At 71.1% G+C, this 26,227-nt stretch carries 24 protein-coding genes; 9 read left to right on the top strand and 15 right to left on the bottom strand.

Annotation, left to right across the window (positions count from 1 at the left end):
* Nucleotides 1-24 precede the first annotated feature (24 nt).
* The 3 genes from J8403_RS39285 to J8403_RS39295 form a co-directional block, all read right to left on the bottom strand.
* Nucleotides 25-1,515 carry an MFS transporter gene (locus J8403_RS39285; RefSeq protein ID WP_211127327.1) on the bottom strand — a complete coding sequence of 497 codons (1,491 nt, stop codon included), beginning with the start codon at nucleotides 1,513-1,515 and terminating at the stop codon, nucleotides 25-27.
* A gap of 153 nt (nucleotides 1,516-1,668) precedes the next feature.
* On the bottom strand, nucleotides 1,669-2,157 hold the full coding sequence (locus J8403_RS39290) for a MarR family winged helix-turn-helix transcriptional regulator (RefSeq protein WP_211127328.1): 489 nt from the start codon (nucleotides 2,155-2,157) through the stop codon (nucleotides 1,669-1,671).
* A gap of 63 nt (nucleotides 2,158-2,220) precedes the next feature.
* Nucleotides 2,221-3,075, bottom strand: a complete 855-nt coding sequence (locus J8403_RS39295) for a LysR family transcriptional regulator (RefSeq protein ID WP_093469260.1) — start codon at nucleotides 3,073-3,075, stop codon at nucleotides 2,221-2,223.
* Nucleotides 3,076-3,143: 68 nt separating this feature from the next.
* Here J8403_RS39295 and J8403_RS39300 point away from each other — a divergent pair, with 68 nt between their 5' ends.
* The 4 genes from J8403_RS39300 (at nucleotide 3,144) to J8403_RS39315 (ending at nucleotide 6,803) form a co-directional block, all read left to right on the top strand.
* Nucleotides 3,144-4,142 (top strand): EamA family transporter, encoded by a 999-nt coding sequence (locus J8403_RS39300; RefSeq protein ID WP_246586201.1) that lies wholly within the window; start codon nucleotides 3,144-3,146, stop codon nucleotides 4,140-4,142.
* Between the two features lie 176 nt (nucleotides 4,143-4,318).
* On the top strand, nucleotides 4,319-4,840 hold the full coding sequence (locus J8403_RS39305) for a hypothetical protein (RefSeq protein WP_211127329.1): 522 nt from the start codon (nucleotides 4,319-4,321) through the stop codon (nucleotides 4,838-4,840).
* Nucleotides 4,841-4,908: 68 nt separating this feature from the next.
* Nucleotides 4,909-6,171: a sensor histidine kinase gene (locus tag J8403_RS39310; protein WP_211127330.1), complete on the top strand. Its 1,263-nt coding sequence runs from the start codon at nucleotides 4,909-4,911 to the stop codon at nucleotides 6,169-6,171.
* An 11-nt stretch (nucleotides 6,172-6,182) separates the two neighbouring features.
* Nucleotides 6,183-6,803 carry a response regulator gene (locus J8403_RS39315; protein ID WP_246586202.1) on the top strand — a complete coding sequence of 207 codons (621 nt, stop codon included), beginning with the start codon at nucleotides 6,183-6,185 and terminating at the stop codon, nucleotides 6,801-6,803.
* Between the two features lie 22 nt (nucleotides 6,804-6,825).
* Here the strand turns inward: J8403_RS39315 and J8403_RS39320 are convergent, their stop codons facing one another.
* The 6 genes from J8403_RS39320 to J8403_RS39345 form a co-directional block, all read right to left on the bottom strand.
* The gene (locus tag J8403_RS39320; protein WP_211127332.1) at nucleotides 6,826-7,584 is read right to left on the bottom strand and encodes a nucleotidyltransferase family protein; all 759 of its coding nucleotides are present in this window, start codon (nucleotides 7,582-7,584) and stop codon (nucleotides 6,826-6,828) included.
* Between the two features lie 274 nt (nucleotides 7,585-7,858).
* Nucleotides 7,859-8,920, bottom strand: a complete 1,062-nt coding sequence (locus J8403_RS39325) for an NAD-dependent epimerase/dehydratase family protein (protein WP_246586203.1) — start codon at nucleotides 8,918-8,920, stop codon at nucleotides 7,859-7,861.
* Nucleotides 8,921-8,974: 54 nt separating this feature from the next.
* The gene (locus tag J8403_RS39330; RefSeq protein WP_211127334.1) at nucleotides 8,975-9,427 is read right to left on the bottom strand and encodes a MerR family transcriptional regulator; all 453 of its coding nucleotides are present in this window, start codon (nucleotides 9,425-9,427) and stop codon (nucleotides 8,975-8,977) included.
* Nucleotides 9,428-9,505: 78 nt separating this feature from the next.
* Nucleotides 9,506-10,996 (bottom strand): MFS transporter, encoded by a 1,491-nt coding sequence (locus tag J8403_RS39335; protein WP_211127335.1) that lies wholly within the window; start codon nucleotides 10,994-10,996, stop codon nucleotides 9,506-9,508.
* On the bottom strand, nucleotides 10,993-11,625 hold the full coding sequence (locus J8403_RS39340; RefSeq protein ID WP_246586205.1) for a TetR/AcrR family transcriptional regulator: 633 nt from the start codon (nucleotides 11,623-11,625) through the stop codon (nucleotides 10,993-10,995). Before J8403_RS39340 ends, J8403_RS39335 begins: the two co-directional genes overlap by 4 nt.
* Nucleotides 11,626-11,736: 111 nt before the next feature.
* Nucleotides 11,737-14,145: a beta-L-arabinofuranosidase domain-containing protein gene (locus tag J8403_RS39345; protein ID WP_211127336.1), complete on the bottom strand. Its 2,409-nt coding sequence runs from the start codon at nucleotides 14,143-14,145 to the stop codon at nucleotides 11,737-11,739.
* 209 nt (nucleotides 14,146-14,354) lie between these two features.
* On the opposite strand from J8403_RS39345, the gene J8403_RS39350 reads away from it, so the two are divergent.
* Nucleotides 14,355-15,086 carry a class I SAM-dependent methyltransferase gene (locus tag J8403_RS39350; RefSeq protein ID WP_211127337.1) on the top strand — a complete coding sequence of 244 codons (732 nt, stop codon included), beginning with the start codon at nucleotides 14,355-14,357 and terminating at the stop codon, nucleotides 15,084-15,086.
* Between the two features lie 135 nt (nucleotides 15,087-15,221).
* On the top strand, nucleotides 15,222-16,076 hold the full coding sequence (locus J8403_RS39355) for a hypothetical protein (RefSeq protein ID WP_211127338.1): 855 nt from the start codon (nucleotides 15,222-15,224) through the stop codon (nucleotides 16,074-16,076).
* 378 nt (nucleotides 16,077-16,454) lie between these two features.
* On the opposite strand, the gene J8403_RS39365 is transcribed toward J8403_RS39355, so the two are convergent.
* A complete protein-coding gene (locus tag J8403_RS39365) occupies nucleotides 16,455-17,648 on the bottom strand; it encodes an FAD-dependent monooxygenase (protein WP_211128659.1) in 1,194 nt (397 codons plus the stop codon).
* 150 nt (nucleotides 17,649-17,798) lie between these two features.
* Between J8403_RS39365 and J8403_RS39370 the strand changes: the two genes are divergently transcribed.
* Both J8403_RS39370 and J8403_RS39375 read left to right on the top strand, forming a co-directional pair.
* Nucleotides 17,799-18,311: a MarR family winged helix-turn-helix transcriptional regulator gene (locus J8403_RS39370; RefSeq protein WP_246586207.1), complete on the top strand. Its 513-nt coding sequence runs from the start codon at nucleotides 17,799-17,801 to the stop codon at nucleotides 18,309-18,311.
* A gap of 351 nt (nucleotides 18,312-18,662) precedes the next feature.
* Nucleotides 18,663-19,382, top strand: a complete 720-nt coding sequence (locus J8403_RS39375) for a TetR/AcrR family transcriptional regulator (RefSeq protein WP_211127339.1) — start codon at nucleotides 18,663-18,665, stop codon at nucleotides 19,380-19,382.
* 12 nt (nucleotides 19,383-19,394) lie between these two features.
* Here the strand turns inward: J8403_RS39375 and J8403_RS39380 are convergent, their stop codons facing one another.
* From J8403_RS39380 to J8403_RS39400, 5 genes are all read right to left on the bottom strand, one after another.
* On the bottom strand, nucleotides 19,395-19,868 hold the full coding sequence (locus J8403_RS39380) for an SRPBCC domain-containing protein (protein ID WP_211127340.1): 474 nt from the start codon (nucleotides 19,866-19,868) through the stop codon (nucleotides 19,395-19,397).
* 164 nt (nucleotides 19,869-20,032) lie between these two features.
* Complete coding sequence (locus J8403_RS39385) at nucleotides 20,033-20,779, bottom strand: succinate dehydrogenase/fumarate reductase iron-sulfur subunit (protein ID WP_059142553.1); 747 nt, start codon at nucleotides 20,777-20,779, stop codon at nucleotides 20,033-20,035.
* Nucleotides 20,776-22,734: a fumarate reductase/succinate dehydrogenase flavoprotein subunit gene (locus J8403_RS39390; RefSeq protein ID WP_211127341.1), complete on the bottom strand. Its 1,959-nt coding sequence runs from the start codon at nucleotides 22,732-22,734 to the stop codon at nucleotides 20,776-20,778. The genes J8403_RS39385 and J8403_RS39390 overlap by 4 nt, the downstream gene beginning before the upstream one ends.
* 2 nt (nucleotides 22,735-22,736) lie before the next feature.
* Complete coding sequence (locus tag J8403_RS39395; protein WP_211127342.1) at nucleotides 22,737-23,465, bottom strand: succinate dehydrogenase cytochrome b subunit; 729 nt, start codon at nucleotides 23,463-23,465, stop codon at nucleotides 22,737-22,739.
* Between the two features lie 146 nt (nucleotides 23,466-23,611).
* Complete coding sequence (locus J8403_RS39400; protein WP_211127343.1) at nucleotides 23,612-24,193, bottom strand: TetR/AcrR family transcriptional regulator; 582 nt, start codon at nucleotides 24,191-24,193, stop codon at nucleotides 23,612-23,614.
* A 159-nt stretch (nucleotides 24,194-24,352) separates the two neighbouring features.
* On the opposite strand from J8403_RS39400, the gene J8403_RS39405 reads away from it, so the two are divergent.
* Nucleotides 24,353-26,179, top strand: coding sequence for a flavin-containing monooxygenase (locus tag J8403_RS39405; protein ID WP_211127344.1), 1,827 nt, complete (start codon nucleotides 24,353-24,355; stop codon nucleotides 26,177-26,179).
* Nucleotides 26,180-26,227: the final 48 nt, after the last annotated feature.

The raw sequence follows: 26,227 nt of genomic DNA on the forward strand, positions 1-26,227 counted from the left end.
CGTTCGGAAGGGGGGAAGAGGAGGTCAGATGGTGGTGACGGGCGCGGCGGGCGGGTTGGCCTTCCGCGGCGCGGCGGGGCGCTTCGGCGCGGGCCCTCGCAGCACGGTGAACGCCACGGCGAAGGCCGTCACGATGAGCCCCGCTCCGACGGCGAAGGCCAGGTGGTAGCCGCCGGTCAGCGCCTCGGCCCGGCCCTTGCCCCGGGTGAGCAGCGCGTCGGTGCGGCCGGCCGCCAGGGTGGACAGCACCGCGACGCCCAGCGCCATGCCGATCTGCTGCGTGGTGTTGAACAGCCCGGAGACGAGCCCGGCCTCGTCCGCCTTCGCATCGGACATCCCGAGGCTGGTCAGCGCGGGGAGGGCCAGTCCGAAGCCGGCGGCGAGCAGCATGACCGGGAGGAGGTCGGGGAGGTACCGGGCGTGCACCGGGACGCGGACGAGGAGTCCGAGGACCCCGGCCAGCAGCGTCAGCCCGGCCAGCAACACCGCGCGGTCGCCGAGGCGGGCGCTGAGCCGCGCGGAGACGCCGAGTGACACGGCACCGATGGCGAGGGCGGCCGGGAGCATGGCCAAGCCGGTCCTGGTGGCACCGTATCCCAGCACATTCCGCAGATAGAGGGCGACGAGGATCTGGAACGAGAAGAGCGCGGCCACCATCAGGACCTGGACCAGGTTGGCCCCAGCGACACCGCGCGACCGCAGGATCCGCAGGGGCATCAGCGGGGTCCGGGCGGTGGCCTGGCGGACCAGGAACAGGGCGAGCAGGAGGAGCGAGACGGCGCCGAGGCCGAGCGTGTGCGCCGCCGTCCATCCGTAGTCCGCCACCTTGACGACGGTGTAGATGCCCAGCATCAGCCCGGCCGTGACGAGCAGGGCGCCGAGGACGTCGGCGCCGGCCGCGAGACCGGGCCCGCGGTCGGCGGGCAGGACGGATATGGCAACCGCGAGCGTCAGCAGTCCGATCGGCAGATTGATCAGGAAGATCCAGTGCCAGCTGAGCGCGTCGGTGAGAAGGCCCCCGAGCACCTGGCCGATCGAGGCTCCGGCGGCGCCGGTGAAGCTGAACACGGCGATCGCCTTTGCGCGTTCGGCGGGTTCGGTGAAGAGGGTGACGAGAATGCCCAGGCTGACCGCGGACGCCAGCGCGCTGCCGACCCCCTGCAGAAACCGGGCGGCGATCAGTGCCGCGGGGGAGGTGGCCACGGCCGCCAGCAGCGAGGCCGCGGTGAACACCGCGGTGCCGGCCAGGAACATCCGCTTGCGGCCGATGAGATCGCCGATTCGGCCCGCGAGCAGCAGCAGACCGCCGAACGCGATCAGATAGGCGTTGACGACCCAGCTCAGCCCGGCGGGGGAGAACCGCAGATCACTCTGGATGGCGGGCATGGCCACGGTCACGATGCTGCCGTCGAGGATGACCATCAACATCCCGGTGGCGATGACCCCGAGGGCCAGTTGGCGTGATCGGGGGACGCGGGAAGAGGGCGGGGCGGACTCGGACGCGGTGGCGGACATGCGGTCACTCCTGTCGGTAGACGCGACAGGAGTGACCGTAGCAGATGGTTTTGTTGCAGACTATTTGTTTCGGCTCTACTTGTGGCTCGGCTCGTGGCTCGGCTCGTGGCTCAGCCCGTGGCTCCAGGTGTGGCGTGGCTCCGGCTGCGGTTGCTACTTCTCGCTCTGGCGCGCCCGTCGGGCCGGGCGGGGGCTCTCGGCGGGTGCGGCCAGATGCCCCTCCGTCAGCCGGGTCAAGGCCCGTAGCAGGGCGGCGCGTTGGGTCTCGGGGAGCGTCTGCAGCGCCTCCCGGTGGACGCGGTCCACGATGCTCTGGCTCTGCTTGGCGATCCGCGCGCCCTCCTCGGTCACCGCGATGATCCGGGCCCGGCGATCCCGGGTCGAGGCGCGCCGCTCCGCGAGACCCGCCTTCTCCAGTGCGTCCACCGTCACCACCATCGTGGTCTTGTCCATGTCGCCGATCTCGGCGAGCTGTGCCTGGGTGCGCTCTTCCTCCAGGGCGTGGACCAGTACGCAGTGCATCCGTGCCGTCAGTCCGATCTCGGCGAGTGCGGCCGACATTTGGGTGCGCAGGACGTGGCTGGTGTGGTCGAGGAGGAAGGACAGGTCCGGTTCGTTCTGGGTGGGCGCCATCGCGGTCATGTGGCCCAGGATAAGCAATTCGATCCGTACTGGATTATCCGGAACCGTCCATCCCCGGCGGTGTCAGCCGTTGCGGTAGAGGGTGGTGAGCAGCTCGATCGCGGTTTGGGTGGCGGGATGCGGGTCGTCCCGCCACCAGGCGAGACGCACCGCGATCGGCTCGGCGTCGCGGACCGGCCGGTAGGCGATTCCGGGCCTCGGGTACTGGTTGGCGGTGGACTCCGCCGTCATGCCGACGCAGCGGCCCGCGGAGATCACCGTGAGCCAGTCCTCCACGTCGTGGGTCTCCTCCGTGGCCGGACGGGAGTCGGGTGGCCACAGCTCCGCGGTGGTGGTGCCGGTCCGCCGGTCGACCAGCAGGGTGCGTCCGCTGAGGTCGGCCAGCCGGACCGAGCGGCGCCTGGCGAGGGGGTCGTCGGCGGCCACGGCACACAGCCGTCGCTCCAGCCCCACGATCGCGGAGTCGAAGCGGCGCTCGTCGAGGGGTCTGCGCACGACGGCCAGGTCACAGACGCCCTCCGCCAGCCCGGCGGTCGCGGAATGCACACGGACGAGGTGCAGATCCGTCTCGGGGTACGCCTGGGCCCAGCGGCGCTGGAAGGCGGGGGTGTGGCGGCCGAGCGCGGACCAGGCGTAGCCGATCCGCAGATGTGCGTGGCCCGATATGGCCTCCCGGATCAGGCCGTCCACCTCGGCCAGCACCCGCCGGGCGTGTGCCACCACGCGCAGCCCGGTGCCCGTCGGGGTCACCTCGCGAGAGGTCCGCCGCAACAGCCGTGTCCCCAGGGCGCGTTCGAGCGAGGCCAGGGTCCGCGAGACGGCGGCCTGGGAGACTCCGAGCGCGATGGCGGCGTCGGTGAAGGTGCCCTCGTCGACGATCGCCACGAGGCAGCGCAGTTGCCGCAGCTCCACATCCATGCGTCCAGCGTATAGATAAGACACCGAACGCATTATGCGCATGTGTGGGTCCGGCGCACGATCGACGCATGCGACCAGCTCCCGCGTCACGTATCGCCGCCGCACGATCGACGGGAACCGCACACCGGATCCCACCGACCCCCGCCTCCGACCCGGGCCCCGGCCTGGATGCGGACCTGGGGCCGAGCACGAGCCCGAGCCCGAGCCCGGACCCGGACCCGGATCAGCAGCCGACCGGGCGGCGGTTCGCCGGTGTGGCCACGATGATCGGCAGCGGACTGTCCAACCAGACCGGCGCCGCGATCGGCTCCCACGCCTTCCCCGTCCTCGGCCCGGTCGGGGTCGTCGCCGTCCGCCAGTACGTGGCCGCGATCGTCCTGCTGACCGTCGGCAGGCCCCGGCTGCGGAGCTTCACCTGGTGGCAGTGGCGGCCGGTGATGGGGCTTGCCGTGGTGTTCGGCACCATGAACCTCTCCCTGTACACCGCCATCGACCGCATCGGCCTCGGGCTGGCGGTGACCCTGGAGTTCCTCGGCCCGCTGTGCATCGCGCTGGCCACCTCACGGCGCCGGGCGGACGCGTGCTGTGCGCTGATCGCGGCGGCCGCCGTGGTGACACTGATGCGCCCACGGCCCTCGGCCGACTACCTGGGCATGGGCCTCGGGCTGCTGGCCGCCGTGTGCTGGGCGTCGTACATCCTGCTCAACCGCACCGTGGGCCGACGGGTCCCCGGCGCCCAGGGGTCGGCGGCGGCCGCGGGGCTCTCCGCCCTGATGTTCCTGCCGGTCGGGATCGCCGTCGCCGTCCATCAGCCGCCGACCGCGAGCGCCGTGGCGTACGCCGTCACCGCGGGCGTCCTCTCCTCGGCCGTGCCGTACCTCGCGGACCTGTTCACCCTGCGCCGGGTGCCCGCCCAGGCGTTCGGACTCTTCATGAGCGTCAACCCCGTCCTCGCCGCCCTGGTCGGCTGGGTCGGCCTCGGGCAGAACCTGGGCTGGACGGAGTGGACGAGCATAGGCGCCATCGTCGCGGCCAACACACTGAGCATCCTCACCCGGCGCGGCTGAAGGACCGCCTACCGCCGCGGACGGCCGGTGCGCCACACCGCTGACGGTTCCGTCCCGGCGGGCACGACGCCACCGCTCACCGCGCGGTGCTCGGATGTGGGGTGGAGGCTCATGTCCACCCGGGGTGGACCTGTGGGTTGACGTGTGCGGCGGGGGCTCCGGCCGAGCATGGCGGCATGGATATCAACGACTGGCTGATCGATATCGCCCTCGTGGGCATCGTGCTGCTGCAACTGCGTGGCCGACGGTTGACGGCGAAGGCGCTGCTGCTCCCGGTGGCGCTGGTGGCATGGGCGGCGACGAAGTACCTGCACGAGATCCCGACGTCGGGCAACGATCTCGTGCTGATCGTGGCCACGACGCTGATCGGGCTCGCTCTGGGCGCGGGGGCCGGGATGCTGACCCGGGTGTACCACAACGACGCCGGTGAGGTCATCGCGCGCGCCACGGCCATGGCGGCCGTGCTGTGGGTGGTGGGCTGCGGCTTCCGCATGGCCTTCCAGCTGTTCGCCACGCAGGGGGGCGACGAGGCGATCGGCCGCTTCTCGACCGACTACCACCTTGATCCGACGGCCTGGGCCCCGGCGATTCTCCTGATGGCGCTCGCCGAGGTGATCGCCCGCACCGCCATCGTGGCCTGGCGTGCGCGGGAGGTGCTCCTCGGGGCGTCGGACCGGGGCCGGCTGGGCGTTCGGTGAGCGACGGGCCACGGTGTGCGCGGTGGCCCCCGGGACTGGGCAGGTCATGGGCGCGGCATGCTGGTCGGATGAGTACTGGTGAACTCCGGTCGGGCCCCGGCGGACCGTCCGGCCGGTTGGATGTCAATGAGCCGACCGCGGAATGGGCCGTGGGCCTGCTCGCCTTGGGCGGCTTGATGTACGGGGCGGTGCAGGCGACACATCCCGGCCTCGACGCCCGCGGCCTCGTCGCGCTGGTGGCCACCGTGGGCCTGGGTCTGGGCTGGGTCGGCTGGCTGGTGGGGCTGCGGAGAGACCGGCCGACGGTCGGTGTGTGCTCGGTGGCTCTGGTGGCGGTCTGCGGCGGGGTGGCGGGGGCGTCGGCCTCCTTCGGCGCCGTGGTCGTGGGGGTGGCGGCGATGTGTGCCGTCATGCTGGTGGGGCTGCTCCCCGCCACGGCCCTGGCCGGCCTCGGCTTCGCGGCCACCGCCGTCGCCCTCGCCATCGACGGGCAGGACGTCACGAAGCTCGCCGCCGTGGGGGTGGGCGCGCTGTTCGGCCTGCTGCTGGGCGTCGTACGCCGCCAGCGCCGGGACCGGCTGCGATCCGAGGCCGAGCTGGCGGTGGCGTGGGAACGCGGCGCCGTCGAGCACGAGCGCGCGGAGCTGTTCGCCGAGCGCAACCGGATCGCGCGGGAGGTGCACGATGTGCTGGCCCACACGCTGTCGGCGCTGTCGGTGCAGATCACCGCTCTTGATTCCATCGTCGAGGACGGCGCCGGCACCGACGAGGTGCGGGCCGCGATCGGCAGGTCCCGCCGCCTGGTCGTGGAGGGCCTGGACGAGACCCGCCGGGCGGTGCGGGCGCTGCGCGAGGAGCCGGTCGCCCTCGACGAACAGCTCACCGCCCTCGCCGCGGACGAAGGCGCCGACTTCCGGATCGCCGGTTCCGTACGGCCGCTGCCACCGGCGGCCGGAATGGCCCTGCTGCGGGTCGTCCAGGAAGCGCTCACCAACACGCGCAAGCACGCACCGGGCGCCGCCGTCACCGTCACCTTGGCCTTCGGTGAAGCGTCCACCCGTCTGACGGTCACCAATGAGGCGACGGTACGATCTGGCGTCGATCCGGCCGGAGAGCTTGCCGGGACCGGCGGTGGCTTCGGCCTCACGGGCATGCGCGAGCGTGTGGAACTGCTCGGCGGCACACTCGACGCGGGTCCCAAGGACGCGGGTCCCGAAGGCGCGGGTCCCGAGGACGCGGGTCCCGAGGACGCAGGTCCCGAAGACGCGGGTCCCAAGGGCGCGGCTCCCCAAGCCGGTGGCTGGAGTGTGGAAGCGGAGGTCCCGGCGTGAAGGTGGTCATCGTGGACGACCAGACCATCGTCCGCGACGGACTGGTCACCATCTGCGAGCGGCTGCCCGATGTCGAGGTGGTCGCCGCCGTCGGCGACGGTCGGCAGGCCCTGGCCGCGGTCGCCGAGCATTCCCCGGACGTGGTGCTGATGGATCTGCGCATGCCGCACATGGACGGCATCGAAGCCACACGGCACATCACCATGGACCATCCCGGGACGCATGTCGTCGTGCTGACCACCTTCGTCGACGATGAATCCATCAACGCGGCGCTCACCGCCGGAGCCCTGGGCTACCTCACCAAGGAAGCCGGGCGCGAGGACGTCGATCGGGCGCTGCGGGCGGCCGCCCGCGGGCAGGCCCTTCTGGACCCCGCCGTACACGCCCGCCTCGTCGCGCTCGCCCGGCAGCAGCCCACCGCCGGATCGCGGGAGCTGCCCGCCGGGCTGACCGCACGCGAGGCCGAAGTGCTCCTCTGCATGGCCAAGGGCCTGTCCAACCGCGAGATCGCCCGATCGCTGTTCGTCAGCGAGGCCACCGTCAAAACCCACGTCAACCGCGTCTTCGCCAAGACCGGCAGCCGTGACCGGGGCCAGGCCATCGCCTACGCGCACCGGCACGGACTCGGTTGAGGCACGCCCAGGACGACACCGCTCAGCCGGCGGTTTCGAGCAGCGCCTCCGCCTCGGCGACCACCTCTGCCAGCGCGGCGGGCTCCGGCCGCAGCCCTGCCACGATCGTGTCGATACCGCGCAGACCCGCCCGCTGGAGGAGGCGCTTCTCGTTGGTGGCCCATTCACCGCGCGCCGCCAGCACCGCGTGCGCCGTCTGCAGGGCGGCGGTCGCCAACGCCCCCGCCACCTCGGTGGCCTGGCCACGTCCGACGTACGAGGCCGAGGCGTACCGCAGTGTCAGCGCCGCGCGCCCGCGCCACACCGGAGGCGCCGCCTCGCGCAGCGCCTCCGGGTACTCGGGGCGGGGCAGGGTGCCCCGCAGCACCTGGTTGAGGGCGAGTTCGGCCACCACCAGATAGCTGGGGATGCCCGCGAGGTGGAACATCAGCGGCTCCCAGTGGAAGCGGCCCTGCCGCGACTCGGCGAGTTCGTGTTCCACCAACTCCAGGTCGCGGTAGTGGACGTCCACGCGCCGTCCGTCGATCGTCAGCCAGGCGCCCCCGTTGAACACACCACCGCCCCACTCGCCGAGCTCGGAGACCTCGCCGGCCCAGCCGACGGCCCGCAGGTCGGCCGGGTCGAAGCCGCCCCGGTAGTACACGGCCAGGTCCCAGTCGCTCTCCGGGGTGTGGGTGCCTTGCGCACGCGAGCCCCCGAGGGTGACGGCGCGTACGGCGGGCAGGGCGGCGAGTCGCTCGGCGACCTCGTCGAGAAACGTGGCGTCGGTCAGGTCGGTCATACGGATCCGATCGTGTGAAGTGGATGACGGGTGCTGCGGGCACAACGATCGGACGCCGGAGCACAGGCTCGGACGGCGTTCACGCGGATCGCGATCGGTGCGCCGGGTCATCACTTCATGAGCCGACCTTACCGCCCCCGCCGGGACCCGGGCCCGCCGCGCCGGAAGACCGACGGAGGGCGGGCGGACCACCGACGGTTGGCGGGCGGACCACCGACGGTTGGTGGCCGGACCACCGACGGACGGCGGGCGGGCGGCCCGGGCCAGGGGCGGTTCAGCCCTTCACCAGGCCCAGGCGGAACAGGCTCTCCGCGGTGTCGACGATGGTCGTCACCGGATCGCGCGGGGTCCAGCCGAAGGTGGCACGCGCCTTCTCGTTCCGCAGGACCGGTACCTTCTCCGCCTGCCCGGCCGCTTCCCGCAGCGCCGGATCGGCGCCGGCGGCCTCCCGTAGCTCTTCGTCGCTCACCTCATGCATCGGTACCCGGGCGGCGCGCTCTCCGAGGTGCTCGGCCAGTATCCGAGCGATCCACAGGAAGCTGACGGCCCGTTCGCCGCTGGCGAGGAAGCGCTGCCCGGCCGCGGCGGGGTGGGTCATGGCCCGCAGATGGAGGTCGGCCACATCGCGCACGTCCACCATGCCGAAGTGCATTCGAGGGGCGGCCTCCATCGCCCCTTCCAGCATCGCCTTCACGAGCTCCGTCGAGGCGGAGAGCCGGGGGCCGAGCGCCGGACCGAAGATGCCGCTCGGGTTGATCACCGCCAGTTCGAGGCCGTCCCCCTCCTTCGCCACGAAATCCCAGGCGGCCAGCTCCGCGATGGTCTTGGACCGGATGTAGGGCGGGTTGTCGTCCGCGGGGTCGGTCCAGTCGCTCTCGTCGTAGGTGTCACCGTCCTTGGAGCTGTATCCCACCGCGGCGAACGAGGACGTCATCACGACCCTGCGCACACCGTGGTCCCGTGCGGCCCGCAGCACCCGCAGGGTGCCGTCCCGTGCGGGGACGATCAGCTCGTCCGCGTTTTCCGGCTGGACGGAGGGGAACGGCGACGCGACATGCAGAACGTGGGTGCACCCGGCCACCGCGTCGTCCCAGCCGTCGTCCGCCGTCAGGTCGGCGCCGACGATGTCGAGCCGCCCGCCCGGCTCGACACCGGAGGCCGCGACGGCCGACCGGACGCTCGCGGCGGCGCTCGCCGCCCGGCCGTGCGAACGGACCGTGGTGCGCACCCGATGGCCGCTCCGCAGCAGGCCACTGATCACATGGGTGCCGACATAGCCATTGCCTCCGGTCACCAGGACGAGTTCGCCACCACCAGGGTCGGTGTCAGCGGACACGGGGACAGTGTTGCCTTCCATGAATTCCTTTGCATCCTTTCCGAAACGCACTGCTCACAGCGCGTCGATAACGCCCGTGATCTCGTCGATCGCCCGGTGCTCCGCATCGGTGTCGGCGCGCTCCCGCGCGTCCCACATCTCCGCCTTGAGCCGCAGATAGCGCAGACGGACCGCCATGAGCGCCATCTCCCGCTCCAGGCGCTCCGCATTGCGCCGGAAGAGGTCGCGCAGGGGCGCGGCGCCCTGCGCGCCCTCGTCGAGGTGGCTGAGGTAGGCACGCATGTCCTGCACGCTCATGCCGGTCGATCGCAGACACCCCAGCGCCTTGATCGTCTCCACCACGGTGGGGTGGTAGCGCCGGTGGCCACTGTCCCGGTCGCGGTCCACCGCGGGGATCAGGCCGATCTTCTCGTAGTAGCGCAGTGTCGGCTCCGAGAGGCCGCTCAGTCTCGACACCTGCTGGATGGTCATCGGGGAGCCTCGGACCTCTGTCCCTGTCGTTGTCATATGACGAGCATCCGACACTTGAAGCGCTTGAGGTCAAGTGCGATCGACAGGCCGTGCCGAAACTGCCGGGCCGGTGGGCTACCGGGACGTCCCGGGCGTGGCGACGCCGGACGCCGGCGTGGGCGCGCCGGGGCGCCGTCCGGGCGTGGCGATGGGGATGTCGCGCATCAGGAGCAGCCCCCCGAGGGCGAGGAGCCCGGCGGCGCTTCCGCTCCAGGCGATGGTGGAGCCGATGGCCGGCGCGGTGGGCGCGGCCGTGCCGGAGTGGCCGATCAGGGACTGTGCGCAGGCCAGGCCGACCGCGCCGCCGAGCTGCTTGGTGAGCGCGGAGCCCGCGGTGGCGGTGCCCATGTCGGCGCGCGGGACGGAGTTCTGGGTGGCGATGGTGAGCCCGCCCATGGCCGGTCCGGTGCCGAGCCCGATGAGCAGCAGCAGGACGGACGTCAGCGCGAGCGGCGTCGTGGCCCTCAGCGCGACGAAGGCGGCGGTGCCGGCGGTGAGCAGCCCCGCTCCGGTCAGCAGGACCGGCTTGACGTGCCCGCTGCGCAGCACGGCGGCCGCGGTGAGCCGGTTGCCGAGGGTCATGCCGATGAGCAGGGGGAGCAGCAGCAGACCGGAGGCGGTGGCCGAATGGCCGCGGATGTGCTGGAAGTACAGCGGCAGGAAGATCCCCACCGGCAGGGCGGCGACCTGGAAGAAGAAACCGGCGGTCAGCAGGGCCGTGTAGGTGCGGTGCCGGAACAGCCGCAGGGGCAGGACGGGGACGGTGGCCCGCCGCTCGACCGGTACGAGCGACGCGAGCAGCGCCAGACCGCCGAGCAGACAGCCCATGACGGCCGGGTCCGTCCAGGCGGGGGCGTGTCCGGCGGTCGCGTTGCCTTTGAGGCTGAGGCCGGTCAGCGCCAGGGAGAGCCCGGCGGCGAGGAGGAGGATCCCCGCCGCGTCGAGCCGGCCGGACGGCGGGGCGGCGGGACGGCGGTCGGGCAGGGCCAGGGCGATGACGGCGATGGCGGCCAGCCCGAGGGGGAGGTTGAGCCAGAACGCCCAGCGCCAGCCGACGTGATCGGCGAGCAGCCCACCGAGGAGCGGGCCGCCGACCATGCCCGTGATCATCATGGTGGCCATCGCCGTCTGCATCCGGATCAGGCCCTGGGGGCGGGAGGGTGGGTGGAGGTCGCGGACCAGCGCCATGCCGAGGGTCAGCAGGGCTCCGGCGCCCAGGCCCTGGAGCGCGCGGGAGAGGACCAGCGCCGGCATGGCGGCGGACAGGCCGCAGGCGACGGAGCCGATCAGGAAGACGATGAGCCCGCCGATCAGTAACCGGCGGCGGCCGTAGAGGTCGGAGAAGCGGCCGTAGACCGGCACGCTGACGGAGGAGGTCAGCAGATAGGCGGTGACGAGCCAGACGTACCAGGCGTCCCCTCCGCCGATCCGCTCGACGATGCGGGGCAGCGCGGTGCCGACCACGGTGCCGTCCAGCATGGCCAGGAAGGCACAGCCCAGCAGGGCGAGGGTGACCAGGGTCCGGCGACGGGGCGGGAGTTCGGCGTACGTGTCGGGTCCGGTCACCTGGCCTCCCCGGGTGCCGCGAGCGCGCCGTTCAGGAAGAGGTCCACGACTTCCTCGGTGGTCAGCGGCTCGGGGGCACCCAGCCGCCCGGCCGACATCAGCGTCAGCTGGAAGGCGTCCGCGAGCCGTTCCGGGGCGAGCCGCAGACTGTCCCGGTCGGGCTCGAAGAGCGCGGCCAGCGCCGCGCGCGGCCGGGCCAGGCTCGCCTCGCGGTCCGGGAGGCGCCCGTCCTTATCGGGCTTGGGGGCGACACGTTCCAGCCGCCCGGCCGCCGCGAGCGCCCCGGCGACCGCGCCGATGCGCGCCATGTGCCCGCGCACCACATCGGCCGCCTCGGCGAGCCGGTCGGCCAGCGGCTGGTCCAGGGCGATCGACTCCAGATGGGCCACGGTGTCATCGGGCCGCACGGCCTCGGCCATACAGGCCGCGAGCAGGGCGTCCTTGTCCTCGAAGACGCGGAAGATCGTGCCTTCCCCGATGCCCGCGGCCCGGGCGATCTTCGCCGTCGTCACGGAGGCACCGTATTCGACGACCAGGGGCAGCGCGGCGGCGACGATCATCGCGCGGCGCTGGTCGGGATCCATGGCCGGCGCACGGCGCCGGGGCGGGGTGGAGGGGTTCTCTGGCATGCCGGTACCGTACGGAGTGAGTACTCACTCCGTCAATGCGTTACGACGAGTCACCAGGGGAGCGCGGGGCCCGACCACTTGGCCCCGCCCTGCTCGTCCGCCCCGGCCCGATCACACGAGCCGCCACAGATGGTCGTCGGTTCCGTTGTCGTCGTACTGCACCACCTGGGCGCTGTTGGCGGTGGACATGCCGTCGACGCCCAGCACCTTCTGGCTGTTCTTGTTGAGGACGCGGAACCATCCGTCGCCGTTGTCCACCTTCCTCCAGAGGTGATCGGCCGTGCCGTTGTCCTCGTACTGGACGACGATGGCGCTGTTGGCGGTCGACATCCGGTCGACGCCCAGGACCTTGCCGCTGTGGCCGTTGCGGATCAGGAACCAGCCGTCGCCCCGGTCGATCCACTGCCAGGCGTGGTCTCCCGTCGGCGTGTTGTCGTACTGCACCACACGGGCGCTGTTGGCCGTGGACATCTGGTCGACCGCCAGCACCTTGCCGCTGTGCTTGTTCCGCAGACGGCGGAAGGGCGGCTCCGGGGTCCAAGCCCGGCCGTCCGGCGTGGCCGTCGGAAAGCAGGTGACGCGCAGCCGGGCCGCGCCCATGGGGATGAGGGTGACCGTCTCGGCCGGTGTGTCGGCACGGGCCGGGCTCTGCTGCAGCGGGGTGACCACCTGCTCGTCGTCGGAGACCCACTCGGGGATGCGACGCGCCTGGGCGGTCATGCGGACCGGGGTGCCCTCGTGAGTGAAGGGATTGGCGGCGAGCGGACCGTCGTCGCGGGTGAGGACGGGAAGGGCTCCGGGGGCGAGGCCGTAGTTCCACGGCGTGGTGGCGTGCACTTCGTACTCGGGGAAGGTGTCGGTGCCGGCGTAGCGCACGAAGTCCTCGCCGATGCGCAGGGAGTACGTCAGCGGGCCGTGGTCGACACTGACCGCGCCGTGCTGGGCGGACCAGGTCCGCAGGGTGGTGCGCTGCGGCAGGCGGATCGTCACCACATCGCCGTCCGTCCAGCTCCGGTCGACCTTGACGAAGGCCGGACCGCCGCGCGCGGCCACCGCCCGGCCGTTGACCTCGATACGGGGGTTCTCGCACCAGCCGGGGATGCGCAGATGGAGCGGGAAGGCCACCTTCTCGCGGGTGGCCAGGGTGAGCCTGATGGTCTCGTCGAACGGATAGTCGGTGTCCTCGGTGAAGGTGACCGCCGTACCGCCGGCCACCTTCGCGCTCACCTGGCACGCGGCGTAGAGGGAGGCGGCGAGCCCCTTGTCGGGAGTGGCCAGCCACAGCTCCTCGGCGAAGTACGGCCAGCCCATGCCGTAGTTGTGCGGACAGCAGCGGTACTGGTCGACGCCCGGCTGGTACGACTGCATCGCGAAGCCGTTCTGGAACTGCCCCTGGGACTTCACCGCGTTGTTCAGATCGATGCTGTTCGCGCTGGTGATGTAGTGGGTGCCGGTGCCCTGGGGGTCGAGGGCGGCGGGCAGCATGTTGAAGGCCAGGTCCTCGCAGCGGTCCGCCCAGACCGGGTCGCCGGTGACCCGGGTCAGCAGCTCATGGCTGGCCATGAACTCGACGATGCCACAGGTCTCGAACCCCTGCCGGGGGTCCGCGAAACCGGGGCGGTAGTTCTCGTCGCCGGCGATGCCACCGCCCGGGAACTGGCCGTACGCACCGAGCACCGACGCATAGGTGCGGTAGGTCGCCTGTCTGAGCTCGGCGGAGCCGGTCAGCTGCGCGTACTGGGCGGGCTCGCGGAAGCCCTGGGCGATATTGACGTTGTGCGGGCTCGGGAGGTTGTCGACCCAATTGGCGCCGTACGTATGCATCTTGTGGACGAGGTCGAGGAGAAATGCCTCGCCGGTGCGGCGGTACAGCCACATCGCGGTGTCGAGCCCGTCGCCCCAGCGGTAGGAGACCCAGCTGGAGTCGAAGGCGCCCGGCCCCTGCGCGTTCATGAAGCTCAGGAAGCGGGTCAGGAAGGGGATCACGCGCTGGTCGCCGGTGAACTCCTCATGGGTGCGCAGGGCCATGAGGAGGGGGAGGTACGGCCAGAAGTCGGGGCCACCGTTCAGCTTTGTCCGCAGGGAGCGCGGCCCGAAGAAGCCGTCGCTCTGCTGGGTGGCGAGGATGGCGTCGATCCATTTGCGGGAGTTCGCGAGCGCTGCCTGGTCACGGGTGGCCACGGCCAGCGGGACATAGCCACGCAGCCAGTAGGGCACCTCCTCCCAGCCGTCCTGGTCCGGGTGGGTCCAGCCGGTGGCATCGAAGTCGAGGAAGTGCGAGCGCTCCTCGTACCGGCCGCAGAGTCCATGGAGTTGGAGACGGAGCTGCTCGGCCAGCCATCCGCGCGGGGTGACGCTCCCGGACGGGAGCCGGTCGAGGGCGTCGGCCAGCGGGGCCCTCGGCCGCCGGGCCGGGGATGCCGAGGATGCCACGGCGGCCGGGGCCAGGTGGGCGGCGAGCGCGGGGGTGCCGAGGGTGAGGGCGCTGGTGCGGAGGAAGCGACGTCGGTCGAGGGGCATCGTGCGGCTCCTGTCGGTGGGGTGCCGAGGAAGTGCCGAGGAAGTGCCGGGGGATGGTCAAGGACGACACGTCGTGCCTGACATCGTTGTCGGGCATCACAGCACGCCACCGGCGCCCTGTCCAGGTGCATGACAGGTCGGGGCGTGACAAGTGACTCAGTGCGACACGTACGACCGCCCTGCGCCGGTGGGGCTCTATGCTGAGGGTGATGTCCGCACCCCAGGGCCCCACCTTCCGTGAGCTCGTCGTCCAGGCGCTGTCGTCCGTCGAGCACGGCTACGACCTGCTGGCCCCGAAGTTCGACCACACCGGATATCGGACCCCCGCTTCGGTGCTGGACTCGGTGACCGACGCTCTGCGCGGGCTCGGGCCCTTCGACAGCGGCCTCGACGTGTGCTGCGGAACCGGCGCGGGCATGGGTGTGCTGCGGCAGGTGTGCCGGGAGCGGATCACTGGCGTCGACTTCAGCGTCGGCATGCTGGCCGCGGGACGGGCCCGTGCGCCGATGGCGCCGGACGCCCCGCACACGGGTTGGGTACGCGCCGACGTACGCGCCCTTCCGTTCGGGCCGGTCTTCGACCTGGCGGTGAGCTTCGGGGCGTTCGGCCACTTCCTGCCGCGGGAGCTGCCTGGGCTCTTCACCCAGGTCCACTCCGTACTCCGCCCGGGCGGCCGGTTCGCCTTCCCGATCGGGGCACCGGCCCGTCCGGGATCCCGGCACTACTGGGAGCTCCTGGCGTTCGACACCGCGATGCGGGTGCGCAACGCGGTCTGGCGGCCGCGCTTTGTGATGTACTACCGGACCTTCCGGCTCGCGGAGGTGCGGGAAGAGCTGCTCCGGGCCGGGTTCGAGGTCGAACTGCGGGCGCTGGAGGAGCTCGGCCGGCGGGCGGACGGCAGCCCTCGCTGCCGACTGGTGGTGGCCACCCGGCCGGTCTGAGCGGGACTGTTGGCCACCGGCCGAAGCGAGCGAGACCCACGCGTACGCGGCGATCGCGGATCCATGGCGGCAACCCCAGCGCCGGTGGCGGCGACCTGAGGCTGACAACGTGTCAGCCACTCAAGGGAGTTCACAGTGCGCTCATTCCTCGCGCGCCTGGCCACCGTGCTGGCCGCTCTGGCCGCGCTGGTCGCCGCGCCCGGTGCCGCGACGGCCGCCCCGTCGCGGGTCGCCGACGACTGGAACCCGCCCGCCAACCTGGTGCAGCCGCTCGGCGAAGTGTGGAACCACGTCGAGTCGACCTACCCGGACCTCTACGGCTTCCGCAACTACGGCTGGGACCAGGTCATGGCCAACAGGGGAAGCGTCAACTACTGCGTCCGCTGGGAGTCCGACGCCCCCGTCAGCGCCGCGCTGCGCGACCGGATCCACGCCGCGGTGAAGCAGCAGTACGCCAAGTGGATGGCGGCCATGGTGGAGAACGGCAAGGGACACAACGCCTGGCCCTACACCAATGTCCCCGTCAACATCGTCGGCTGGGCCGTGAAGAACCGCTCCACACTCCAGTGGACCGACAACTCGGTCGACATCTACGCCGGGAACCTCGACGGCGGCGGCGCCCCGCAGTGCTCCCCCGACTGCGGACGCTTCTTCCACCAGGACGGTAACTACTCGCGCTGCCCGGGCGGTGCGGCCCGCCACTACGACCAGTCGCTGTGGCTGACGAAGGGCTTCCAGGGCGGCGCCGGTGGGGACTGGGGTCAGCGTGTGGGGCAGGAGTACTTCACCGGTGCGCTGAACCAGGACAACATCCACATCTACCTGCATGAAGTCGGCCACACCTTCGGCCTCGACGACTTCTACGACTGGACCCCGACCGGGCAGTGCTGCTTCCTCATGAAGGCGGGAAGCGCCACGCGGATCACGGAGTTCGACACGTGGATGCTCCGTGACTTCTGGCGCCATCTGAAGAGCCGCTACGGCCTCTGAGCGGGACGGTGTCCGCACCCGCCCACCGTGCCCCTGGTCCTGTCAGCCGAGCCGTACCGTGCCTTCGGCGAGGCCCCTGCCCTGCCGGGCCGGTCAGCACATGGGGCACCGGCCGCAAGTCATCGGCGACCGGGCTCGGTTGGCAGACCAGGGCGAGCCGGCCCGGGGAGCGGCGCAGCGACCACCACGCAGGGTCGGCGTTCGCCTGCCACATCCACTGCCCGCCAGGCTCCGCCCGGGTGAACTCGTCGCCACTGGCGGGCGCGGCTCGACCCCGCCGGCCGGGTCCCGTCCATCGTGACCACCGGCTCGGGCCCCACCCGGGCCAACGGCGCCACCGGCTGACCGGGCCGGCGCCGATATCGGCGTGACCTGCCCTCAGGCGGCGTCGTAGCGGGGGAGGGCCAGCGCCGAGTGCGCGTGCCGGCCCGCGCTGTTGAGCACGGGGGACGGGTCGCGCAGCGCCTCGTTGCGCCGGGCCAGGTCCTCGGGGGTACGGGGAGACAGACCCGCGCTCCCCTCGGTGGCGAGTGCCTGGTTCATCTCCACGAATGACCGCAGGGTGCGCTCGTACCTCTCGTAGGCGTCGGCGTGGCCGGGGCTTGTGGCCAGCTCGCCGGCGAGGACGTACGCGCCGACCAGTGCCAGGCTCGAGCCCTGGCCGGAGAAGAACGACGGGGCGTAGGCGGCGTCGCCGACCAGGGCGACCCGGCCGGTGGACCACCGTGGCATATGGATCTGGCTGACCACGTCGAAGAAGAGGTCGTCGCTGGCGTGCAGGGCGGCGACCATGCGCGGGATCTCCCATGCGTACCCGGCGAACGTCCCGGCCACGAGGTCGCGCTGGGCGGCGGGGTCGCGGAAGGCGTCGAGGGGCGGGTCGGGGCGCAGGAAGCTGAGGAAGGCGTGGACGCGGTCGCCGTCGCGGGGTGCGTAGAGGACGGCGGTCCTGCCCGGTACGTTCCAGGTCAGACCCTCGTGGGCGAGCCCCAGATGGTTGGGCATGGTGAATCCGGCGAAGCTGTGGCCGAGATAGCGGTGGTAGGGCTCCTCGGGGCCGAAGACCAGGCCCCTGGTGTGCGAGTGGATGCCGTCGGCGCCGATGACCAGGTCGAAGGTGCGCCGGGCTCCGCCGCGGAAGGTCACGTCCACACCGCCGTCATGGTCGTGGAGGGTGGCGATGGAGTCGTTGAAGAGGAGTTCGACATCGTCGCGGATCGCGCCGTAGAGGATCTCGGCCAGCTCTCCGCGGGGGATTTCGAGGTCATGGCCTTCCTCGCCGCCGGAGAGGGCTTCGGGCCGGAGGTCGGCGATCGGACGGCCTTCCGCGTCGACGAAGGAGATCCGGCGGACGCCGACGTGGGCGTCCCGGAGCCGGGGGAGCACCCCCATGCGCCGGACGGCCTCGACCGCGGTGCCGCGGATGTCGATGGGGTAGCCGCCACCGCGTAGGGCGGCAGCTTTCTCGACGAGGGTGACCGCGAAGCCGTACCGGTGGAGCCAGTAGGCCAGCGCGGGACCGGCGATGCTGGCGCCGGAGACCAGGGCCGTGCGCTTCGGCGCGGTGTTCATGGCGCCCATGGGCACTCCTCTCCGGCCCTCCTGCGGGGAAGGCCTGGCGCATACCTAACTCAGGTATCCTTTTTGGTGGCGTAAATGGGCCCCAGGCGTGGGCGCGATGGGTTGACTATATACCTAACTTAGGTAGATGTGGAGGGCGGGATGGCCGCCGAGGAACCGGAGGCCGAGCAGGGCGGCGAAGGCGGACACGACCTGCTGGCCATGCTGCCCCGCCTGACGCAGCTCAGCGCTGCCGTGAACCGGGGCCGCCTGACCGAGCGCGCCATGGAGGCCGCCGGTGTATCCGTGGACCGGCCCGCGATGTCGGTGCTGGTCATCCTGCATGTGGCGGGCGGTCCTCTGCGGGTGGGGGAGATCGCCTCACGGATGCAGGTCGTCGGGCCCCATGTGACCCGGCAGGTGAACGAGCTGGCGCGGCGCGGACTGGTCCACCGGGTCGCCGATCCGGACGATCAGCGCGCTCGGCTCATCGAGCCGACCACCGAGGGAGCTGCGGCGACCGACCGCTATATGCGGACCGTCCTCGGATGTTTCGGCGACGCCCTCGCCGGCTGGAGCCCGCACGACCGCGAGGTCTTCGGCCGGCTTCTGGCCCGCTTCGTCGACGACCTCACTGCCCATCTGGACTCCTTCGACGACGATCGGCCCGCATGAGTTACCGGGGCCGGTCCGCACTGCCCGCACGGTCGCTGCCCGCACGGCCCGGAGGGGGCAGGGCAGGGCGCAGGTAGTCGTCGAGGGCCGCCTGGTCGTGGGTGCGGATGGCGATGTGCCCGTCGGGGCGGACCAGGACGTACTCGCCCTCGGTGGCGGCGTACGCCCGCGGCGGTGAGGCCGGTCGGACCGGCGCCCACGACCAGCACGTCGCAGTCGGCGGCGGGGGCGATGGTGTCCATGGTGGCGCTCCAGGTGTCGGGACGGCGCGGGGTCGCGGAGGGCACGAGAACCCCTTGCGTACGTTGTACGCCTAAGAGTACAGCGTACGCTAGCGTACGATTGCTGCCCATGGTGAACTGGGAGAAGGCCGCGCAACCGGCGAAGGCGGCACGAGCCGCCCTGTCCCACGAGGCCATCGCGACCGCCGCCATCGAGGTGGCGGACGGCCAAGGGCTCGACGCGGTGACCATGCGGAAGGTCGCCGAGCACATCGGCGCGGGTGCCATGTCCCTCTATCGCTATGTCGACAGCCGCGACGACCTGATCACCCTCATGGTCGACCGGGTCAGCGCCGAGGCCATCGCCCCGCCCCCCACCGGCGACTGGCGTGCCGATCTCACCGAAGCCGCCCACCGGATCCGCCAGGTGACCCTGCGCCATCCCTGGCTGGCCCGACACGCTCTCAACGCCGAGGACTTCGGGCCGGGCACGCTGGCGATGACGGAGTCCACCCTGGCCCTTCTGGACGGTCACGGGCTGGACACCGGCGACATGCTCGACGCCTGGCGGACCCTGCTCGCGTTCGTCCAGGGGCATGCCTTCGCCGAGGCCCGCCGGCACGAGGCCGGACAGCGCCGGACCGGCGCGAGCGAGACCGGGGCGAGCGAAACCGGCGCGCCCGGGCCGTCGTTCCTGGACAAGGCCGCCGAGAGCGGTGCGTACCCGCTCTCCACGCGCGCCCTGCGGGAGGCCCCCCGGCCCCCCGATCCGCAGGACGCCTTCGACCGCCGTCTGGGCCATGTGCTCGACGGCCTTGCCCAGGCGTTCTTCGACCGCGACCGGCGGTAGTAGCGGATCCTCTTACCGAGGCGCCCGGCCCGTCTCGACGAGCGCGGCCAGCTTGTCCAGGCTCATCCGGGTGCCCAGCTCGTTGTCGGCCGCCGGTACGGCGTCGGGGAGCCCCTCGTGCAGGATGTGGACGTCCGTGCCGCCGCCCGCCGCGTCGGTGAGCGTGGTCGTGATCGTCATCGTGGTGCGCAGGGCGGGGTCCGTGGTCTCGAACTCGGACACCTCGACCACCTGCTCGTCCGGCACCAGCCGGCTGAAGCGGCCGTGGTAGGTGTCCGTATGGCCGCCCGACTTGCCGGTGCCCGCCGGGTCGTCGTAGATGAGGGAGATGCGGAAGGTCCCGCCTTCGCGGGGGTCGAACTCATGCACCCGGCAGGTCATGCCGTCGGGCACCCGCCAGGCCGCGACCGCGCTCGCGTCCAGGAGCGCCCGGTAGACGGCCGAGCGCGGAGCGTTCACACGTCGGGAGACTCGCGTGGCATACATGCGCCCAACCTAGCGGCCGGGCGCCGGGCACATGAGCCGATTGCCCGGCGCCCGGCCGCTGGGTCGGGTGGCGGCGGAGGTCTTGCGTCCGGTGAGACCTCCGCCGCCGGGACACCCCATCCACGGAGCGTTGTCGAGGGGTGCCGTTCTCGGGGGAGTGCGGATCAGCGCTTGACCTTGCGGGTCGCCCGCAGCCACTCCTTGTTCATTGCGGTGATGGAGAACAGGGGGATGCCCTTGGGGCAGGCCGTGGCGCACTCACCGGTGAGGGTGCAGCCGCCGAAGCCCTCGGCGTCCATCTGGGACACCATGTCCAGCACCCGGGTCTCCCGCTCGGGAGAGCCCTGGGGCAGCACATTGAGGTGGTTGACCTTGGCCGAGGTGAACAGCATCGCCGCACCGTTGGGACAGGCCGCCACGCAGGCGCCGCAGCCGATGCACTCGGCGTGCTCGAACGCGAAGTCCGCGTCCGCCTTGGGCACCGGAGTGGCGTGTGCCTCCGGCGCGGCCCCGGTCGGGGCGGTGATGAAACCACCGGCCTGGATCACCCGGTCGAAGGCGGAGCGGTCCACCACCAGGTCCTTGATGACCGGGAAGGCGGAGGCACGCCACGGCTCGATGTCGATGGTGTCGCCGTCCTGGAAGGACCGCATATGGAGCTGGCAGGTGGTGGTGCGCTCCGGACCGTGGGCGTCACCGTTGATCACCAGGCTGCACGCACCGCAGATGCCCTCGCGGCAGTCGTGGTCGAAGGCCACCGGCTCCTCACCCTTGACGATGAGTTCCTCGTTGAGGATGTCGAGCATCTCCAGGAAGGACATGTCCTGGGAGACACCGTCGAGCTGGTAAGTGGCCATGGCACCGGGTGTGTCGGCGTTCTTCTGGCGCCAGACGCGCAGGGTGAGCTTCATGCGTAGCTCCGCTGAGTGGGGTGGACGTACTCAAAGGTCAGCTGCTCCTTGTGGAGCACGGGGGCGGCGCCGGTGTCGGTGAACTCCCAGGCCGCGGCGTAGGTGAACTCCTCGTCCCGGCGGGCGGCCTCACCATCGGGGGTCTGGGACTCCTCGCGGAAGTGGCCACCGCAGGACTCGGCCCGGTGCAGGGCGTCCAGGCACATCAGCTCGGCCAGCTCCAGATAGTCCACGACCCGGTTGGCCTTCTCCAGCGACTGGTTGAACTCCTCGCCGGTGCCCGGCACCTTGATCCGGCGCCAGAACTCCTCGCGGATCTGCGGGATGCGGTCCAGCGCCTTGCGCAGCCCCTCGTCGGTGCGGGCCATGCCGCAGAACTCCCACACCAGCTCGCCGATCTCGCGGTGGAACGAGTCGGGGGTGCGGTCACCGTCGACGGCCAGCAGCTTGGCCAGCCAGTCCTCGGTCTCCCGCACCGCCTCCACGGCCGCGGGGTGCCCGGCGTCCACCTCTTCCTTGTGCGGGTGGCGGGCCAGATAGTCGTTGATCGTGGACGGCAGGACGAAGTAGCCGTCGGCCAGGCCCTGCATCAGCGCGGAGGCGCCGAGCCGGTTGGCGCCGTGGTCGGAGAAGTTGGCCTCGCCGATCGCGAACAGCCCCGGCACGGTGGTCTGCAGGTCGTAGTCGACCCACAGCCCGCCCATCGTGTAGTGGATCGCGGGGTAGATGCGCATCGGGACCTCGTACGGGTTCTCCGCCGTGATCCGCTCGTACATGTCGAAGAGGTTGCCGTACTTCTCCTCGACCGCCTTGCGGCCCATCCGGGCGATGGCGTCGGCGAAGTCCAGATACACGCCCTGGCCGCCGGGGCCGACGCCGCGGCCCTCGTCACAGACGTTCTTCGCGGCGCGGGAGGCGATGTCGCGCGGCACCAGATTGCCGAACGACGGATAGATCCGCTCCAGGTAGTAGTCGCGCTCGTCCTCGGGGATCTCGGCGGCCGGACGGGTGTCGCCCTTCGCCTTGGGCACCCAGATCCGGCCGTCGTTGCGCAGCGACTCGCTCATCAGGGTCAGCTTGGACTGGTGGTCCCCGGAGCGCGGGATGCAGGTCGGGTGGATCTGGGTGAAGCAGGGGTTGGCGAAGTACGCGCCGCGCCGGTGCGCCCGCCAGATGGCGGTCGCGTTGGAGTTCATGGCGTTCGTCGACAGATAGAAGACGTTGCCGTAGCCGCCGCTGGCCAGCACCACCGCGTCGGCGAAGTACGTGGAGATCTTGCCGGTCACCAGATCGCGGGCGACGATGCCACGCGCCCGCCCGTCGACCACGATCAGGTCCAGCATCTCGGTGCGGGCGTGCATCTCCACATTGCCCGCCGCGATCTGGCGGGACAGCGCCTGATAGGCGCCGAGCAGCAGCTGCTGGCCCGTCTGGCCGCGGGCGTAGAAGGTGCGGGAGACCTGCACACCGCCGAACGAGCGGGTGTCCAGCAGACCGCCGTACTCCCGGGCGAACGGCACGCCCTGGGCAACGCACTGGTCGATGATCTCCACCGAGATCTGCGCCAGGCGGTGGACGTTGGACTCGCGGGCGCGGAAGTCGCCGCCCTTGACGGTGTCGTAGAACAGCCGGTGGATCGAGTCGCCGTCGTTGCGGTAGTTCTTCGCGGCATTGATGCCGCCCTGGGCGGCGATGGAGTGGGCCCGTCGCGGCGAGTCCTGGTAGCAGAACTGCACCACGTGGTAGCCCTGCTCGGCCAGGGTGGCGCCGGCGGCGCCACCGGCCAGGCCGGTGCCCACCACGATGATGGTGTGCTTGCGGCGGTTGGCGGGGTTGACCAGCTTGGCCTGGAAGCGGCGGGTGTCCCAGCGCTCGCTCACCGGCCCGGAGGGCGCCTGCTCGTCCTCGATCGGCTCGCCGACGGTGTACTCGGTGTATTCGCTGTACGAGGTCATGGTCAGCTCACCACTCCGGTCATGACACCGACGGGTATCGAGATGAACCCGGCGGTGAGAAGAATCGCCAGCCCATTGGCAGTGGCCTTGAGGGCACGGTCACGGGTACGGCTGCCCGCGCCGAGGGTCTGCGCGGCGCTCCAGAAGCCGTGCTGGACGTGCATGCCCATGGCCAGCATCGCCACGATGTAGATGACGTTCCCGTACCAGGTGGAGAAGGTGTCCACCACGTTCTGGTACGGGTGGCCCTCCTGGAATCCGCCACTGTGCGTGGTGCCGGTGGTGAGGTCCAGGATGTGCCAGACGATGAACAGGGCCAGGATCACCCCGCCCCAGCGCATGGTCCGAGTGGCATAGCTCGTCCGTGGCTTGGCGTGGACGTAAGCCTGCGGGCGGGCCTTGATGTCACGCTTGCTCAGCTGGTAGGCGGAAACACCGTGCAGGACCACCGCGGCGACCAGGACGATACGGGCGATCCACAGGCCCCACTGATGGTGCAGGACGGGCGCCCCCATGACGCGCAGCCAGTGTCCGTAGCCGTTGAACTCCCCGGGACCGAAGAAGATCTTCATGTTCCCGAGCAGGTGAACGCAGAGGTAACCGATCATGATCAGACCGGTCACGCCCATGACGATCTTCTTGCCGAGCGTCGATTGCCAGAATGTGAGCGCCATGGACGGCCGTCGCTCCGCCCGCGTCGGACGCTGCTCCGGCCGCGTTGTCAATGCCATGGACACGACGGTAGAACCCGGCGGGTCGAAAGGGCCAAGATATGATTCTGATCATCTCGATAGCCGGTACCTATCGAGGGCCGCTCGGATCCGGCCACGCTTGGGCCGACGGTCTCCCCGGCCGTCCTCCGGCCGGGTGAAAACGGTCAGCGGAAGCCCTCGCGGGTGATGCCGATGGCCTGCCGGAGCAGGTCCACGACATCGTGCTCACGGCGTTCGAGAGCCGTCTGCCCGACGACGCGGAAGGCGGCCAGCAAGGTCGCGGCGAGGACCTGGGCCCGCAGGGGAGTGTCCGGTCCGGCGGGGAGGCGCTCCTCGGCGGCCTCGGCGAGATCGCGCTCGGCGGCGGCGTAGGTGGCGACCAGTTCCGGGAGCAGCGCCGGATGCAGCCGCAGGGTCCGGTAGTGCTCCTCCTGCGCCGGGTCGGCGGCGAACTCGGTGCAGTGCTGCTCGGCCGCCCGGATCACCGCCGTCATCAGGGACTCTCCCGCCGGGCGGGCGCGGATCAGCTCGACCAGCCGGACCGTGCGCGCCCGGTCGTGATGCAGCAGCGCCTGTTCCTTGCTGGCGAAGTAATTGGAGAAGGTGCGCCGGGAGACGGTGGCGGCATCGGCGATGGCCTCCACCGTGAGGTGCTCGACGCCGTGCTCGGCGGCGAGGCGCACGGCGGCGTCGTGCAGTGACTGGCGGGTCGCCGCCTTCTTGCGTTCGCGCAGGCCGATAGTCATCGCCGGTGAGCATACGGGATAAGGCCGATTCTTGCCCAATGGGAAACCTTGCGCAATGGGAACGTTTTCTGTGAGGCTGAGCCCGCGCCGCCGATCAACGGACCTCTTGCGGCGCCGAGCCCCGCAGACCTTCCGACGCCAGAGGCACGAGGACCCCCTATGTCCACCCCCCGCCATCAGCCCACCGCCGCCACCTCCCTGGACGCCGAGGAGCTGGGATTCGACCCGGACGCCCTGCGGGCGAAGTACCGGGCCGAGCGTGACCGCCGGATCCGCCGCGACGGCCGGAAGCAGTACCGGCGCATCGCCGGCGACTTCGGCTCCTACGCCCAGGACCCGTACGTGGAACCGGAGTTCACCCGGGAACCACTTCACGACCGGGTCGACGTGCTGATCATCGGGGGCGGCTTCGGCGGTCTGCTGGCCGGTGCGCGGCTGCGGCAGGCCGGTGTGCGGGATATCCGCATGGTCGAACAGGGTGGGGACTTCGGCGGCACCTGGTACTGGAACCGCTATCCGGGTGTCCAGTGCGACATCGAGTCCTACGTCTATCTGCCCCTGCTCGAGGAGATCGGCTACGTACCCCAGTGGCGATACGCGCCGGGCGAGGAGATCAGACAGCACGCACGGGCGATCGGGCGCCACTTCGACCTTTACCGCGATGTCTGCTTCCGGACGCAGGTGACCGAACTCCACTGGGACGACGCCGAGTTGGAGTGGACCGTCCACACCGACCGGGACGACCGCATCCGGGCGCGCCATGTGGTGATCTCCAGCGGAACACTCAGCCGGGCGAAACTCCCCGGCATCCCGGGCATCGAGACCTTCAAGGGCCATACGTTCCACACCAGCCGCTGGGACTACGACTACACCGGCGGTGACGCGAGCGGCGGACTCCACGGACTCGCCGACAAGCGCGTGGCCCTCATCGGCACCGGCGCCACCGCCATCCAGGTCGTGCCCCATCTGGGACGGGACACCGAGCAGCTGTATGTGTTCCAGCGCACGCCGTCCTCGGTCGATGTGCGCGGCAACCGCCCCACCGATCCGGAGTGGGCCGCATCGTTGACGCCCGGCTGGCAGCGGCGCCGCAGGGACAACTTCCTCGCCGTCGTCACCGGCGGCGAGGTGGCCGAGGACCTGGTGAACGACGGCTGGACGAGCACCGCGCGGCTGCAGCAGAAGCTCGTCCCGACCGACAGCTACTTGGGCCTGCCACCCCAGGAGCGCGAACGCCTCTACGAGATCGCCGACTTCCAGAAGATGAACGGGATCCGCGACCGCGTGGACTCCATCGTCGAGAACACCGCGACGGCCGAGGCGCTCAAGCCCTGGTACCGCTACATGTGCAAGCGCCCCACGTTCAGCGACACCTACCTGGACACCTTCAACCGGCCCAATGTCACACTCGTGGACACGGCCGACCACGGGGGTGTCGAGCGCATCACCGAGAACGCCGTCGTGGCCGGCGGCGTCGAGTACGAGGTCGACTGCGTCATCTTCGCCACCGGCTTCGAGGTCGGCGTCTCCGGCGTCACCTCCGGACTCCTCCCGGTGCACGGCCGCGGCGGGCTCACCCTGACCGAAGCCTGGCGCGACGGCCCGAAGACACTCCACGGCTTCTACAGCCACGGCTTCCCCAACCTCTTCCAGCTCGGCCCGCTGCAGAACGCCAGCGCCGTCAACTATGTGCACATCCTCGACGAGCAGGCCATCCATGTCGCCGAGGTGCTCGCCGAGGCGCGCGAGCGCCGGGCCCGGTATGTCGAGCCGACCGCCGAGGCCGAGGCGGCCTGGCGGGCCACCATCCGGGAGAAGGCGGCGGACCTCTACGCCTTCCAGGCCGAGTGCACCCCCGGCTACTACAACAACGAGGGCATGCCCAGGGAGCGCAGCGAGTCCTTCGGCGACGGGCCCATCGCCTTCCACGAGCTGCTCAGGCGCTGGCGCGCGAACGGCGGCATGAACGACGTGCTGGTCGTCTGACACCGATGGATGTCACCCGATGGATATCACCCACTCCCAAGGAGCGAC

It is taken from the genome of Streptomyces yatensis, from assembly GCF_018069625.1.
Classification (GTDB): domain Bacteria; phylum Actinomycetota; class Actinomycetes; order Streptomycetales; family Streptomycetaceae; genus Streptomyces; species Streptomyces yatensis.

Excerpts from the sequence above, each read along its gene's own strand:
- J8403_RS39395 (WP_211127342.1), bottom strand. The coding sequence starts at position 23,465 with ATGGCATTGACAACGCGGCCGGAGCAGCGTCCGACGCGGGCGGAGCGA.
- J8403_RS39345 (WP_211127336.1), bottom strand. The coding sequence starts at position 14,145 with ATGCCCCTCGACCGACGTCGCTTCCTCCGCACCAGCGCCCTCACCCTC.
- J8403_RS39295 (WP_093469260.1), bottom strand. The coding sequence starts at position 3,075 with ATGGATGTGGAGCTGCGGCAACTGCGCTGCCTCGTGGCGATCGTCGAC.
- J8403_RS39305 (WP_211127329.1), top strand. The coding sequence starts at position 4,319 with ATGGATATCAACGACTGGCTGATCGATATCGCCCTCGTGGGCATCGTG.
- J8403_RS39370 (WP_246586207.1), top strand. The coding sequence starts at position 17,799 with ATGGCCGCCGAGGAACCGGAGGCCGAGCAGGGCGGCGAAGGCGGACAC.
- J8403_RS39385 (WP_059142553.1), bottom strand. The coding sequence starts at position 20,779 with ATGAAGCTCACCCTGCGCGTCTGGCGCCAGAAGAACGCCGACACACCC.
- J8403_RS39380 (WP_211127340.1), bottom strand. The coding sequence starts at position 19,868 with ATGTATGCCACGCGAGTCTCCCGACGTGTGAACGCTCCGCGCTCGGCC.
- J8403_RS39330 (WP_211127334.1), bottom strand. The coding sequence starts at position 9,427 with ATGACAACGACAGGGACAGAGGTCCGAGGCTCCCCGATGACCATCCAG.
- J8403_RS39310 (WP_211127330.1), top strand. The coding sequence starts at position 4,909 with ATGAGTACTGGTGAACTCCGGTCGGGCCCCGGCGGACCGTCCGGCCGG.
- J8403_RS39390 (WP_211127341.1), bottom strand. The coding sequence starts at position 22,734 with ATGACCTCGTACAGCGAATACACCGAGTACACCGTCGGCGAGCCGATC.
- J8403_RS39300 (WP_246586201.1), top strand. The coding sequence starts at position 3,144 with ATGCGACCAGCTCCCGCGTCACGTATCGCCGCCGCACGATCGACGGGA.
- J8403_RS39340 (WP_246586205.1), bottom strand. The coding sequence starts at position 11,625 with ATGCCAGAGAACCCCTCCACCCCGCCCCGGCGCCGTGCGCCGGCCATG.
- J8403_RS39350 (WP_211127337.1), top strand. The coding sequence starts at position 14,355 with ATGTCCGCACCCCAGGGCCCCACCTTCCGTGAGCTCGTCGTCCAGGCG.
- J8403_RS39375 (WP_211127339.1), top strand. The coding sequence starts at position 18,663 with ATGGTGAACTGGGAGAAGGCCGCGCAACCGGCGAAGGCGGCACGAGCC.
- J8403_RS39285 (WP_211127327.1), bottom strand. The coding sequence starts at position 1,515 with ATGTCCGCCACCGCGTCCGAGTCCGCCCCGCCCTCTTCCCGCGTCCCC.
- J8403_RS39405 (WP_211127344.1), top strand. The coding sequence starts at position 24,353 with ATGTCCACCCCCCGCCATCAGCCCACCGCCGCCACCTCCCTGGACGCC.
- J8403_RS39320 (WP_211127332.1), bottom strand. The coding sequence starts at position 7,584 with ATGACCGACCTGACCGACGCCACGTTTCTCGACGAGGTCGCCGAGCGA.
- J8403_RS39400 (WP_211127343.1), bottom strand. The coding sequence starts at position 24,193 with ATGACTATCGGCCTGCGCGAACGCAAGAAGGCGGCGACCCGCCAGTCA.
- J8403_RS39290 (WP_211127328.1), bottom strand. The coding sequence starts at position 2,157 with ATGACCGCGATGGCGCCCACCCAGAACGAACCGGACCTGTCCTTCCTC.
- J8403_RS39365 (WP_211128659.1), bottom strand. The coding sequence starts at position 17,648 with ATGAACACCGCGCCGAAGCGCACGGCCCTGGTCTCCGGCGCCAGCATC.